The organism is Lysinibacillus sp. ACHW1.5 (genome assembly GCF_022014815.1).
GTDB lineage: Bacteria > Bacillota > Bacilli > Bacillales_A > Planococcaceae > Lysinibacillus > Lysinibacillus capsici.
The window spans coordinates 360,770-374,286 of the sequence record NZ_CP091777.1; the positions used below are offsets into that span (position 1 = coordinate 360,770).

Consider the following 13,517-nt stretch of genomic DNA (forward strand, 5'->3'; position numbering starts at 1 on the left):
TAGTATAGAAAAGGAGCGGCACATAACCTATTTCTCTTGATGACGTGAAGATGACAATTTTGTCATCTTCATTTTTTAAGACTGTTTGAAAAATTAATGGAAAAAGTAGTGACATGCTCAGAAGATTGTAAAGTGAAGGGGTGCTCTAGTGTAGTTAAAATCTTTTTCACTAAATATAAGCCTATACCTGTTGCTTCACCACTCGTTCGCCCCTTCAAACCTGTATAAAATAAATCAAAGACTCGTGTTATTTCATTAGAAGGGATCGTCTCACCAAGATTTTTTATGTGCAAAGCCGTGTTGTCATAATGGATATGAATGGTGCTTGCCATTTCACTATATTTAATGGCGTTATTTAATACTTGATAAAGTACAATTTTTAACCACTTTCGATCTGAATAAATGATTTGGTCTTCAGCGAACGTCAGCTTTGGAAAAACTTCTCTTATGATAAAGAAATCCTTCAAATCATTGATGACTTCTTGCACGAGTCCTTTTAAAATAATAGGTTCAATTTTTAAATCAGCTACTAAATGAGATGTGCGCTCATACGTTAATAACTGATTGAGGGTAAATGTCAATTTATTGCACTCTTTATTGATGGTATACCATTGCTGCAATTCATCAGTGGTCTTGTTGGGTGTAGCTTGAACGATTAATTGAATAACAGATAAAGGTGTCTTCATTTGATGTGCAAAATGTGATAGAACTAGTTGCTTCTCATGTGCTTGTTCTTCCAATCTTTGCTGTTGGGTTAAAAATAAATACTGTATTTGCCTTAGTTTTTCACTATAGTATTGCTCAATAGCTGCATGTGGTTCAAATAAATGAAGATCATCCTGCGTTTTGATATTTTTTTGTAAATGATGATAAAACTTTCTTCTTCGATAATAACGACCAAGTAGCCATAGAATAAATAGAAAGCTGACAAGAAAAATAAAGTAGGCATAGTGTGAGGATAGGTCATCTAATACATGAATTATCCAAGGTAATAGGAGGAAGCTTATGCAATAGAGAATAATGATACTAAGATGATCTCGAAAGAATAGCTTCATTCACTTTCCTCCACCAATTGATATCCAAGACCACGGATCGTTTTAATCTCAAGTTTAGAGTGTACGGCTTCCAATTTTCTACGTAATCGACCAATATTCACAGACAAAGTATTTTCCTCAACAAAGGTTTCATCATCCCAAATAGCACTTAAAAGCTTTTGACGCGGCACTACATTAGGGTAAGCTTCGAATAATAACTTACTAAGCTGCATTTCTTTTAGCGTTAACAGGCTCTCTTTGGCTTTTGTTTGAAGACGAACTGTATCTGGATTTAATGTAGTATTGGCTATAGTTATGGTTGTTGTCTCGGCTAAAGCATATTCACCATAGGTACGCCGAAGTAGTCCATTTACTTTTGCCATGAGGACATCCAATGAAAAGGGCTTTGTGATAAAATCATCGGCACCATTTTCAATTCCATATACTTGATCAATATCATTTACTCTGGCAGAGACAATGATGATGGGACATGTTGAGAGTTGACGGATTTTCCGTGACCAAAAATAGCCATCGTAAGTCGGGAGATTGATATCCATAATGACCAGGTGTGGTTGTATAGTATTAAATTCTTCAATAATGTGTGGAAATTGTTGTACAGTAAAGCATTCAAACTGATATTTAGCTAAATGCTCGACAATCAGTGAAGCTATATTTGCATCGTCTTCTATTATGTATATTTTGTACATACCTATCGATCCTTCCTTTATTCTATATGTATACTGTACCCTCATTTCGAAAAATCTATATGTAATTGGAAACTTGAGAAAAGAGTCACTACAAAAATGGCGTTGTAATGACTCCGGTTTTTAATCTTTAGGTATATGGAAAGTAACATTTGTACCTTGGTTTATAGTACTTTGAATTTGTAATTGTTGGCCATAAATTCTTTTAAGTCGTAGATTTGTATTTCTTATCCCTATACCAGAGCTTGTCCCTTTGTAATCTTCTTGCAATTCCTTTAATAGAGTGGGGCTAATTCCCACACCATCATCTATTACGCTAATGGATACATAAGTTGTGAAATCTTTAATACGAATACAAACAGTACCGCCTTCTTCTTTCTTTAATATACCGTGCCGAATGGCATTTTCAACTAACGTTTGTAAAGAAATTGGAGGAATTTCAATTTGTATCGTTTCATCAATATCCCATTCAATCTGAATTAATTCTCCAAATCGCTGCTGTTTAATGTAAAGATACGAACGAACTAAATCGAGCTCATGCTGTAGTGGTACTACTCTTTGAAGATTTCTGACATCGAAGCTGGCATGTAAATATTCACCAAAGTAATGCATTAAATCGATCATTCTATCTGTATCAATAGTACTAAGTGAGGCAATGGTATTAAGTGTATTAAATAAGAAGTGTGGTTGGATTTGAGATTGCAGCCAAGCACTTTCTAAATGTAGACGTTGTTGAATACTATATTTTAAATCAATTAAAGCTCGACTTCTTACTTTTAGCTCTAATGCATTAATAGGTTTTGTTACATAATCATTAGCACCATAGGCAAAGCCTGTATAAACATCTTCAGGGTGCTTTCTTATCGTCAATAATAAGATAGGTAATTCCAGCAATGAGTATTGTTTTCGTATTTTTTGAATTACAGCATAGCCTGAAATATACGGAAGCATTGCATCAACAATTACTAAATCCCATGATTCTTGCTGAATCAGAGCTAGAGCTTTCTCACTGGTTGTAACAGTAGTAATTTCGTATTCAGAGATCGAAAATATACTTTTCATCGTTGCTAAATTCATAGGGTCATCATCAATCATTAAGATCCTGAAATGCTTATCTGACACCATGGATAACTCTTGTTCATTTGTGGATAGCTGAGTTTTAGCTTGTGCATTAAAGGTTGCGTATTCCTTATTTTGTCTACCTTCATCTGCAAGAGGTAATGTAAAATAAACATTCGATCCTTTGTTAGGAATAGATTGTATATTTAATGTACCTCCATGTAATTCAATCAGTTTTTTTGAAATAAGTAGGCCAATACCAATGCCTTCATCATATTCTTGGCCCTGTTCATAGGGCGAATACAAAAGACTTTGTACAAAATTGTCCATGCCTTGTCCAGTATCACGAATGTGGATAATAGCCATATGCTGTTCTTCACGAGCAATAATTTCTATAGAGCCTTCACCTGTATACTTTAGGGCATTATGCAAAATGTTAAATAGGATTTGAATAAGGCGATTTTCGTCGGCTAATACATTTGGGAAACTTGGAGGTACTAAAGATACCATATGTATTTGTTTACCATTTGCAATAAAGCGGAGGATATCGAAAACTCCATAAACAGCACCTTGAAGATTTACACTTTGTGTATGGAGATGTAAATCTCCTTCTTTTAAACGAGTAAAATCCAGTATGTTGTTTAACGTAAAGGACATACTTCTACCTATATCGATAAGGTGTTTAAGATTTTTTTCATCTTCAGTAACAAGTTTGTTATGTGGGTTGTCATAAATGGATTGACCTAGGGTAATCATCCTATTCATTGGACTCCAAAGTTTTTCTGCATTACTTGTAAGGAATTCATCTTTTAAAGCATCCTCGTGTTGTAGTTTAGTCACTAATTTTTGAATTTGCTGAGAGTTCTCATGAAAACGTTTGAACCAATAGCTAGAAAAACCAAGCATGATAAATAAATAATCGAATGGATAAACAGGAATATCGAATACGTAAACAGATTTAATGAAACCCCATATAATACCATTTGTGGTGCCGATAGCTGTTAGTGCAATAAAAGCAGAGCTCCTTTTTTGGTTTTCTAAATACTCTCTAAGAGCCAGTACCACTACGTAAAGAAAGGATACTAGATAAAGTACGAAGAAAATATTCTTCGTAGGTATCAGCCATGTCATTGGTAAAACAATCGTGAGTATTGCATTTAAAACATAACAAGCAAAAATCCATTGAAAGGTTTTAGTGTTGTGATATTTGACTAAGAGGACTCTCATAAACTGAACAAAGAAAAAGGAGGCTCCTAGAAAAATAATAGAAGAAAGCTTATAGGACCATACATAATTCAGATGCAACCAATCTAGTAGGGAGCGATCAAACGTAATTAATTCATCTGCTAAAGGCAAAAGAAAGCCAAATGTGAAAAGTAAAACAATAGATTTTCGATAGATGAACAAATATACAAGTATGCTAAAAAGAGAGAATATGATTAGCATAACTACAATAGTTGAAAGAGATAGCCCTACAATTAATTGATGATGCGTCATCGCTGACGCAGTGCCAAATAAAATCCTTTTATTAATAATAGGACTTGTGAGTGTATCAAAATTAGATACATGAAGTATGAGATTAATTTCAGACTGTGTATTAGTAAAATAAACAGTATAAGGTGCAGCTTGACCTTCATGGTCTTCTGCATTATCTGCTACTTTGCCTGATTTTCCTACTAGCTTTCCATTTATATATAAGGTTGATGCAGTTGAAATAGCAGGTATACGAATGGCATATCGATCATTATCTAAAGTGTTTGGTAGCAGAATTTTTAACTGATAAGTGCCATAGGGTTGAGTCGTTGGCTCATTTTTTAACGCAGGAATATTTTGGGTATTATAGGTATTGCTATGACTCTCTTTGTTACCCCCCTTATTTTCAAAATTCACAAATTGTCCAGGATAATAGATCCATCCTCCATCCAAGGAAATAACTTCTTTTTCCGATGTAGCCAAATTGTTTATGTGGACCACACCATCTTTGGCACTAGGTTGATGTGTAGAGGGGAGGAAATAGTTTAACCATAATAACCTTAGAAAAGTAAGGACTATAAAAATGGCAATTATAATAAGTAGATGTTGGGTAGAAGCTTTTCTCAACACAGCAATTTTTCCCTCCTAATGAATCTCTATCTACCATGCCACGAAATTGGAAAAAAGGAAATATAATGGATAATAAAAGAATGATTTAAGCCTATAAGAATAGACCAATTTGGAGTTAGTAGTACTATCGATTTTTTCCTTTTAAATTGAAGGAGGAAAAAATTATTAGTGTTTAAGTTTTCTTTAAGAGGTTTGACGTATGATGATTGAATAAGTATATCAAAATTTAAACATAGATAAGATTAACGAAAAAACATCTCAATGGGAGAAATGATCTATTGTGGGTAAATTCAAGTTAAAGTTATCGTTTCTTATTATTAGTATGACAACTATTGTTGTCCTCATGACATCTAGTATTAGTATTTGGAGTAGCTATCGTAATTTCAATGAAATTTTGAAGGAACATAAAACAAATATACAAGAAACTTATGTAATGGAAGTCTCGACAATTACGGAAAGCTATTTACAAGATGCTAAGACAGATGACCATTCATTAAAGCTGTATACGCAACAAATGGTTGATACTTTACTTGATGAAAGAATAGTGTCCTTCAATTTGTTTTTTAAAAAAGTCCTAGGCCCAATCATAATAGTTATAGCGACTATAATGGGATTTGCTATTTGGTTTGCTATTAAAATTACACAGCCTCTCAAAGAGCTATCGAAAAGAATTGAAGTAGATGAAGGAGCACAAGGGATTGAGGAAATTGCTGATTGGTATGATGAGGTGAAATTATTAAAAAAGAATATTCAAAATATGATGATCTGTTCGGAAAGTAAAATCCATGACTTAACAGAGCAGTTGAACTTAGATTCATTAACAGGGATTCTTAATCGCAGAAGAATGGATCAAATTTTACACAAATTAATTATTGATAAGGTTCCTCATGCCATTATCTTAATAGATCTAGATGATTTTAAAAGTATAAATGATACATATGGTCATACTGTAGGAGATGAAGTTTTAAAAGCCTTTGCGATTACTATGCAGAGCAGAGTTGGGGAACAGGGGTTATGCTTTAGATTTGGCGGCGAAGAATTTATGGTCATCTTACCTTCGATGAATATAGAGGATGCAGTCCAATTAGCGGAAAGTCTCCGAATTAAACAAGCTTTACAAGAAACTGTGTGTGGAAGACCTGTGACAATGTCTGCTGGAATTACGGCTTTTACACCAAATGTCCAAAGTCCCAATCAACTGATAGAAATTGCAGATCATGCTTTGTATAAGGCTAAAAAATCTGGAAGAAACTGTTTATGTGTTGTAAGTAATATGAGACAAATGATTGTTAAATAATTAAACTATATAAGCATGCTAGCACTGGACGCTAGCATGTTTTTTCATGTCCTTAGGGGTAAACGCTTGTTTCATGCTCTTTTTCATGTGCATGTAAGACGTTTTGAAAAAGTTCTGTGGTTTCCTGAGATGGTGACACATTTAATTCTGTTAATAGAAGGCTATTAAAAGAATGGTATATTTTTATAGCTTCTGCACGATTTCCAATTTCAGTATAATGTTGGATTAATTGTTGCACGATTTTGTCGGAATACGGATTAAACTCTAAAGCAAATAACAATGAACGCTCTCTGTTTTTAAGGTTCTTATTTTTAGAGTAATAAAGTATCAATTCATCAAGTAGTTGACTAAATTGTTTATTCATCAAATTTGCTTTACTAGTAGTCCATGCATAGTCCATTGTTGCCATAAATTCATCATGGTAATTTTGGATGAGCTCCTCAGCTTTTTCAATATTTAATCGTCCTGTTTCAGCTTTGGTATTTAAGATATCCTCCAAATCAAAGGCATCACATTGAAAATCGTTTAGTTTCAAAATATAGCAGCCATTTGCATATTCAATGACATCCGTGTAGCCATAAAATGAAAGAGTTGTACGTAAGTAGGAGACAGTAGTATGCAATTGTACTCTGGCTTTTTTTACATCCGTATCACTCCAAAGTGAATCTAAAATGTTATCACGAGGTACGGGCATATGAAGCTGTAAAAATAGAAAGGCAAACAATTCTTTGCTTTTAATTGTTCTCCAATGAATTACTTTATCATCAAAAGAAACGACAAACTCTCCAAAGCATCTGATTTGAAGCATAGGCTTTTGATGCGTTCGAGTTTTCTCCGATGATAGATTTTTTTGGAATAGCTTTTGTATTCTGTTAATGGTTATCTCTAAACGAGATTTTGAAACTGGCTTTAATAAATAATCAAGTGATTGTACATCAAATGCCTGAACAGCATAGTCTCGATAGGCAGTTACAAAAATGATACAGATATTTTTATCCCATGTTTTTAACAGTTGTGCTACTTCTAATCCGCTCATACCTGGCATTTCAACGTCTAAAAATGCTACTTGAAAGTCTAAGGTAGGTCCTTCTTTCAATACATCCTTTGCAGTAGTAAAAGTTCGAATGACCTCTATGTTATCAAATTCATTTAAATGTTTTTTCATACTAACCAGAGCTAATGGCTCATCGTCCACGATAATTACCCGAATCACATAAGGAACCTCCTTTCGATAAATATGGCTGTATGATCAGATTGAGATATCTATTATGGATCCTTTATATGGGTGAGTAGGAGCTGTTTGTTGCTGAGGTAGTTCATTCAGTAATTCAATTGCAGTAGTTGTGTTTAAATTAAGAGCATTTTGCATGACACTCATCTGTACTGTTTGTTGGAGTTCCATCAGCTGGGATGACATAAGTGAATTAACTTCCATTTTTATTCCCTCCTTTTCTTTTTTTTATCGGCTAAATATAGCAAATATCTAATATAAAAAAGTCCTAAACAGACCTACTAAATTATAGTTTATAAGCAATAAATTGATTAAATTACTAAAAAATTAATTGAAATTGTATATTTTTCCGTTTTTATAGTAATAATTCCTAATATCAGGCAGCTAGTCCTGAGTTATTAATTTGCAAACTTATGGTTGCTTACATAATAGAGCTTTTAACTCTAGTGTGCTAGCAACAGATTTGCAACAAATAATAAAATGATGGAGGTATTACTAAACATGAAGAAAAGAGCATTAGCTTTAGCGGTAGTATTGACATTTGGTGTGAGTCTCTATGCTAGTCCTTCCTTTGCTAAGGACAAATCGCCAGGCAATATACTATGGGCACTCCCGCAAATTTATAATTTAACAGTAGGTGAGTTCCAGCAATTAAATGAAAAGGATTCATTATGGTTTTACCCAGAGCAAGACTTAGTGAAAGACACGTCAAAAGCAGAAGAACCATTGGGGGATGAATATGTCATCAAAGGTGGGGATACTTTATTTTCAATAGCTCGTATTAATAATGTAACTGTAGATGATTTGAAGAAATGGAATCACCTTGCGTCAGATTTGATTTTAGCTGGTGAATCGATAGCTATTAAAGCTTCAGCTGCAAAACCAAAACCAAAAACTTCCGAGGGGATTGCAACAGCTACTAAGCCTGCTGCACCAGCCAAAACAAAACCAGCAAGTGCTCCAGCAACTGTCTCTGGTAAAACATTAACAATGCGTGCTACTGCCTATACAGCCTATTGTGAAGGCTGTTCAGGAATTACAGCAAATGGAACAGATATAAGGTCTAATCCTAATTTAAAGGTAATCGCTGTAGATCCACGGGTTATTCCACTCGGTACGAAGGTTTGGGTGGAAGGTTATGGCGAAGCAATTGCTGCTGATACAGGGGGAGCTATTAAAGGAAATAAAATCGATGTATTTATTCCTACTGAAGGACAAGCACTTCAGTGGGGTGTCAAAACAGTAACGGTAAAAATCTTAAATTAATTATGGAAGGGGTTTCTCGACCTTTGAGAAATCCCTTTTATTTTGTTGAGTTTCCTATTCAAGCTCAAATGAAATAGGAGCCATTATAGAATCGTAAATGATTAATTGTGCATAAGTACTGAAGAAATTGGAAATCATCAGAAAGAGAGGAGGTATTTTTATGAAAAAAATAAGCTTAATGAGTCTTTCTTTACTAATTTTTGTTGCGGGTTGCAGTTTTTTTGATAAGAAAGAGGAGAAAGTAGCTGTCAATGCATCTACCCCTTTAACAGCTACTGCAAAAGTAATTGGTGCAAATAATGAAAGCTATGGCAATGCATATCTTCAAGAGGAAGATAATGGGGTTATGATGACGCTCGCATTAACAGGCTTACCACCAGGCACACATGGTATCCATATTCATGAAGTAGGCAAGTGTGAACCACCTAAATTTGAATCAGCTGGTGCCCACTTTAATCCAACAAACAAGGAACATGGTAAATTAAATCCTAATGGTTATCATTTAGGGGACTTACCAAATTTGGAAATTGGTGAAGATGGCAATGTGGATCTTAATTTTTTAGCTGAGGGGTTAACTTTACAAAAAGATCAACCAAATTCGCTATTAGATAGTGATGGAAGTGCTATTGTCATTCATGAATCAGCGGATGATTATAAAACAGATCCTGCTGGTAATTCAGGAGCTAGAATAGCCTGTGGAGCCATTCAATAGAATAAAATGCATGACTGTATCTGTTTATTTCAGATGCAGTTTTTTTATATTCTATTCATTATTTATACAGTTAGAATGTTTAGTTTATTTTTTTTAGAAAAGTAAATTAGGAGTTTATTTCAAATATAAAAGGGGTAATTAAATAAAGCTATAGTAATGTAAATTAATGGATTTAAAGTGGTTTTGTATAATTATAAAAGTCTGAATTTACTATAAACTAATTGACATTATTATACTAAGTTTGATAATTTTAAATAGATTCTTAAAAATAACCAAAGGGGGAAGGTTACTATGAGGAAGAAACAATTTAATTTATTAATGCTATTAAGTATCCTTGCGCTTATGATTTTAGCTGCATGTGGATCAGATAGTGGAAGTGGTTCGAAGGACACTGGAGATGACTCCGAATCAACTGAAAAACCTAAGTTTTTAAGTTTACTAACAGGTGGCACACAAGGTACTTACTATGCTCTTGGAGGTACATTCGCTGATTTAATAACTACTGATACAGGCATTAAAACAACTGCTGAAGTATCTCAGGCATCTGCTGCCAATATGACTGCTTTACAAGAAGGAAAAGGTGAAATTGCATTTGTTCAAACAGATATTGCTTATTATGCTACTGAAGGTAAGCTGATGTTTGATGGCAATAAAATTGATACAATTTCAGCTTTAGGTGCGCTTTATCCAGAAACAGTTCAACTCGTTACAACTGAAGCTTCGGGTATTAAAACGTATGCAGATTTAAAAGGTAAAAAAGTATCAGTGGGTGCTCCAGGCTCGGGTACTTACGCAAATGCTGAACAATTACTTGAAATCAATGGCTTAACGATGGATGATATCAAGGCACAAAACCTTGATTTTGGTGAATCAACAGATGGTCTTCAATCAGGTCAAATTGATGCAGCATTTATTACAGCAGGTACGCCAACAGCTGCTGTTGAAGCATTAAATGCTACAACGAAAGTGAATATTATCGGTTTAGATGCGGGTAAAGCAGATGAAATAATTGCTAAATACCCTTACTATGCAAAAGACACAGTAAAAGCTGGTACTTATGGTATTGCAAACGATGTGGAGACAATTTCAGTTCTAGCTATGCTAGCGGTGAAAAAGGATCTTCCGGAAGATGTTGTTTATTCAATGACAAAAGCTATTTATGATAACACGGGTAAAATTTCCCATCCAAAAGGGGAATTCATAAAAGCAGAAACAGGTTTAGATGGTATTAGTATTGACGTTCATCCAGGTGCACAAAAATACTTTAATGAAAAGAAATAGTGTGAATAGTGCTTGAAACTTTCTAAAAAATACGAAGGGGCTCGTTGCATAAAGCTTCGAGTCTCTTTCTTACTGTAGGATATAGGTTTAGGCGAATAGCTTTTAAAGTGGGGGAATAGGTCGAATGCAACAGAGAAAATTCATCATAACAGTTCTTTTAAGTATCTGTATATGTATTGTCATATTTCTTCCTCTTCAAAAGGTGTTCACCTTTACAGAGACGCGTATAGCCCATCCTAAAGTGCACTACATACCCATTTCAGTTGAGCAAACCTTTCAAATAAGATACACCCACTCCATACATAAGTCAGATGTATTGGAATCCTATCAATATATAAAAGGTAATCGTATTGAAATGCTTGAAATGGAATATGAAGATTTAGCTATTGGCATGCCAAGCTATGCAGAGGAACATCAAACACTTATTCAACGGAACGGTAAATATGTTCTCCAATTTAACAATAGTGCCATACTTGATAATTTTACGATCTATATAGGTGATTTAGATTTAGATTTGGTATTCAATTATGCAGATGAAGAATATGATTTAAAAAAAGATTTACAGAGGGGTAAATCCTATTTATTTGAAATTAAGCGATTGTCACTTTACGAACAGTGGAAAGGAGTAAGGATGAAATGACAACACAGGAAAAATCAAGGAAAGAAGAAAAAGTAGAAGAATTTGAGCAAATCTCTGCTGAAGAGCAACAAGCCATACTTGAAAAATATGATATAGAATCCAATGTAAGAACAATCTCAGGTGTAATGAAGCATGTTATTTTCTTTGGCCTTTTAGCATTTTCGCTATTCCAACTTTACACAGCTATTTTTGGGCAATTTCCTGCTCAAATTCAACGTACCATCCACTTAGGCTTTGGTTTAACATTAATTTTCTTATTATTCCCAGCAAGAAAAAAAGCACCCAAGCATAAAATAGCCTGGTTCGATTATATTTTAGCATTACTAGCTATTGCAGTAGGTTCATATTGGTCTATGAACTATACAGAACTTGTGAATCGCAATGGCTCCATTACGCAGTTAGACTTTATTGTTGGGCTAATAGCTGTTGTACTAGTACTTGAGGCTGCTCGACGTGCTGTAGGGTTGCCTATTACAATTATTGCAATCGCTTTCTTGATTTACGCTTACTATGGTCCGTATTTCCCGGCATTTATGGCACATAGAGGACAGGATTTGGAGAGTATCGTCAACCTCATGTACTTTACAACTGATGGGATATTCGGCACACCAATTAGTGTATCAGCCACATTTATTTTTGTATTTTTACTATTCGGGGCATTTCTTGTGAAAACAGGGGTTGGCCAGTATTTTAACGATCTAGCAGTTGCACTAGCTGGAAAATTAATTGGCGGTCCTGCGAAGGTAGCTGTATTCTCAAGTGCACTTCAAGGTACAATTTCTGGAAGCTCTGTAGCTAACGTAGTAACGTCCGGCTCTTATACAATTCCAATGATGAAAAAACTAGGCTATCGAAAAGAGTTTGCTGGTGCAGTGGAAGCAGCTGCATCGACAGGTGGTCAACTTATGCCACCGATTATGGGTGCTGCTGCCTTCCTAATGGTTGAATTTATTGGTCGAGGAATTACGTATTGGGATATAGCAAAAGCGGCAGCTATCCCTGCTCTTTTATATTTTACAGGTATTTGGATTATGACACATTTCGAAGCAAAAAGAGTTGGTCTAAAAGGTCTGCGAGACGATCAAATGCCAAATCGTCAAGAGGTATTTAAGAAGATTTACCTTCTCTTACCGATTGTGGCGATTATCATATTAATGCTAACAGGTACACCAGTTATGCATGCGGCATTATATGGAATTATTATATCAATTGGTGTGGCTATGTTTAATAAAGAAACGCGTCTTAAACCAAAAGATGTGATTGATGCATTGGTGGAAGGTGCTCGAACTGCATTAGGTGTAGTTGCAGCTACTGCTTGTGCTGGGATTATTGTGGGTGTCGTTGTAAAAACAGGATTAGGTTTAAGTTTAGCAAATAGCTTAGTAGCTTTAGCTGGTGGTAGTATTATTTTGACACTTATTTTTGTTATGATAGCTTCGCTTATTCTTGGAATGGGTGCACCAACAACAGCAAACTATGTGATAACATCGACAATTGCTGCACCAGCAATTGTGGCTTTATTATCTCCAAATACACCACAAGAATTAGTGCCAGTAGTTGTATTACTATCTGCTCATTTCTTTGTGTTCTATTTCGGTATTATTGCTGATATTACACCACCTGTAGCACTGGCGGCGTTTGCGGCATCAGGTATTTCTGGTGGTGACCCTATCAAAACGGGTGTGAATTCAGCAAAACTTGCGATTGCGGCATTTATTATACCGTATATGATTGTTTTCTCTCCAGCATTATTAATGATTGATACAACCATTCCGCAAATTATTTGGGTAGTATTCACTGCTATCACTGGAATGGTGGCAATTGGTGCTGGTGTGATCGGCTACTGGTATCGTAAACTTTTCTGGTATGAAAGAATTATTATGATTGCTGCGGGGCTATTACTTATCTATCCTGAAAAATTCTCGGATTGGACTGGTTTAGGAATATTTATTGTGATGTTTGTGATCCAATTTTTGTCCCATAAAAAAGGAAATCATCACGATAATACGAAGGACAAAATGGGAGCTTCAGTATCTTAAATACTTGACTTGCATATAAATCTGCTCAATTAATAACTGGCTAAATATTAGTACAGATGTTAATGAGCAGCTTTTTGTTTTTTAAAGGTAAAATTTTTTAGTAATCATAAGAATCAATGGTATTTTTAATCTGATTTTGAGATAGGTTTTA

At 34.8% G+C, this 13,517-nt stretch carries 11 protein-coding genes; 6 read left to right on the top strand and 5 right to left on the bottom strand.

Features of this window, described 5'->3' with window-relative positions; all coding sequences use genetic code 11:
* Nucleotides 1–68: 68 nt before the first annotated feature.
* From L6W14_RS01735 to L6W14_RS01745, 3 genes are all read right to left on the bottom strand, one after another.
* Entirely contained in the window at nucleotides 69–1,055 is a 987-nt protein-coding gene (locus tag L6W14_RS01735) for a sensor histidine kinase (protein WP_237899162.1), read from the bottom strand.
* Nucleotides 1,052–1,741: a response regulator transcription factor gene (locus L6W14_RS01740; protein ID WP_131520669.1), complete on the bottom strand. Its 690-nt coding sequence runs from the start codon at nucleotides 1,739–1,741 to the stop codon at nucleotides 1,052–1,054. The genes L6W14_RS01735 and L6W14_RS01740 overlap by 4 nt, the downstream gene beginning before the upstream one ends.
* A gap of 120 nt (nucleotides 1,742–1,861) precedes the next feature.
* On the bottom strand, nucleotides 1,862–4,723 hold the full coding sequence (locus tag L6W14_RS01745) for a hybrid sensor histidine kinase/response regulator (protein ID WP_237899167.1): 2,862 nt from the start codon (nucleotides 4,721–4,723) through the stop codon (nucleotides 1,862–1,864).
* Nucleotides 4,724–5,180: 457 nt separating this feature from the next.
* Here L6W14_RS01745 and L6W14_RS01750 point away from each other — a divergent pair, with 457 nt between their 5' ends.
* Nucleotides 5,181–6,197 (top strand): GGDEF domain-containing protein, encoded by a 1,017-nt coding sequence (locus L6W14_RS01750; protein WP_131520671.1) that lies wholly within the window; start codon nucleotides 5,181–5,183, stop codon nucleotides 6,195–6,197.
* Between the two features lie 52 nt (nucleotides 6,198–6,249).
* On the opposite strand, the gene L6W14_RS01755 is transcribed toward L6W14_RS01750, so the two are convergent.
* Entirely contained in the window at nucleotides 6,250–7,410 is a 1,161-nt protein-coding gene (locus tag L6W14_RS01755) for a response regulator (RefSeq protein ID WP_131520672.1), read from the bottom strand.
* A 36-nt stretch (nucleotides 7,411–7,446) separates the two neighbouring features.
* Complete coding sequence (locus L6W14_RS01760; protein ID WP_237899171.1) at nucleotides 7,447–7,632, bottom strand: putative motility protein; 186 nt, start codon at nucleotides 7,630–7,632, stop codon at nucleotides 7,447–7,449.
* Between the two features lie 297 nt (nucleotides 7,633–7,929).
* Between L6W14_RS01760 and L6W14_RS01765 the strand changes: the two genes are divergently transcribed.
* The 5 genes from L6W14_RS01765 (at nucleotide 7,930) to L6W14_RS01785 (ending at nucleotide 13,366) form a co-directional block, all read left to right on the top strand.
* Entirely contained in the window at nucleotides 7,930–8,694 is a 765-nt protein-coding gene (locus tag L6W14_RS01765) for a 3D domain-containing protein (protein ID WP_048393249.1), read from the top strand.
* 160 nt (nucleotides 8,695–8,854) lie between these two features.
* The gene (locus tag L6W14_RS01770) at nucleotides 8,855–9,406 is read left to right on the top strand and encodes a superoxide dismutase family protein (protein ID WP_054549059.1); all 552 of its coding nucleotides are present in this window, start codon (nucleotides 8,855–8,857) and stop codon (nucleotides 9,404–9,406) included.
* Nucleotides 9,407–9,697: 291 nt separating this feature from the next.
* Nucleotides 9,698–10,687 carry a TAXI family TRAP transporter solute-binding subunit gene (locus tag L6W14_RS01775; protein ID WP_131520674.1) on the top strand — a complete coding sequence of 330 codons (990 nt, stop codon included), beginning with the start codon at nucleotides 9,698–9,700 and terminating at the stop codon, nucleotides 10,685–10,687.
* Nucleotides 10,688–10,811: 124 nt separating this feature from the next.
* Entirely contained in the window at nucleotides 10,812–11,327 is a 516-nt protein-coding gene (locus tag L6W14_RS01780) for a DUF1850 domain-containing protein (protein ID WP_131520675.1), read from the top strand.
* Nucleotides 11,324–13,366, top strand: a complete 2,043-nt coding sequence (locus tag L6W14_RS01785) for a TRAP transporter permease (RefSeq protein WP_237899173.1) — start codon at nucleotides 11,324–11,326, stop codon at nucleotides 13,364–13,366. Before L6W14_RS01780 ends, L6W14_RS01785 begins: the two co-directional genes overlap by 4 nt.
* The last annotated feature ends 151 nt before the right edge of the window (nucleotides 13,367–13,517 follow it).

Excerpts from the sequence above, each read along its gene's own strand:
- L6W14_RS01735 (WP_237899162.1), bottom strand. The coding sequence starts at position 1,055 with ATGAAGCTATTCTTTCGAGATCATCTTAGTATCATTATTCTCTATTGC.
- L6W14_RS01740 (WP_131520669.1), bottom strand. The coding sequence starts at position 1,741 with ATGTACAAAATATACATAATAGAAGACGATGCAAATATAGCTTCACTG.
- L6W14_RS01760 (WP_237899171.1), bottom strand. The coding sequence starts at position 7,632 with ATGGAAGTTAATTCACTTATGTCATCCCAGCTGATGGAACTCCAACAA.
- L6W14_RS01765 (WP_048393249.1), top strand. The coding sequence starts at position 7,930 with ATGAAGAAAAGAGCATTAGCTTTAGCGGTAGTATTGACATTTGGTGTG.
- L6W14_RS01770 (WP_054549059.1), top strand. The coding sequence starts at position 8,855 with ATGAAAAAAATAAGCTTAATGAGTCTTTCTTTACTAATTTTTGTTGCG.
- L6W14_RS01775 (WP_131520674.1), top strand. The coding sequence starts at position 9,698 with ATGAGGAAGAAACAATTTAATTTATTAATGCTATTAAGTATCCTTGCG.
- L6W14_RS01780 (WP_131520675.1), top strand. The coding sequence starts at position 10,812 with ATGCAACAGAGAAAATTCATCATAACAGTTCTTTTAAGTATCTGTATA.
- L6W14_RS01785 (WP_237899173.1), top strand. The coding sequence starts at position 11,324 with ATGACAACACAGGAAAAATCAAGGAAAGAAGAAAAAGTAGAAGAATTT.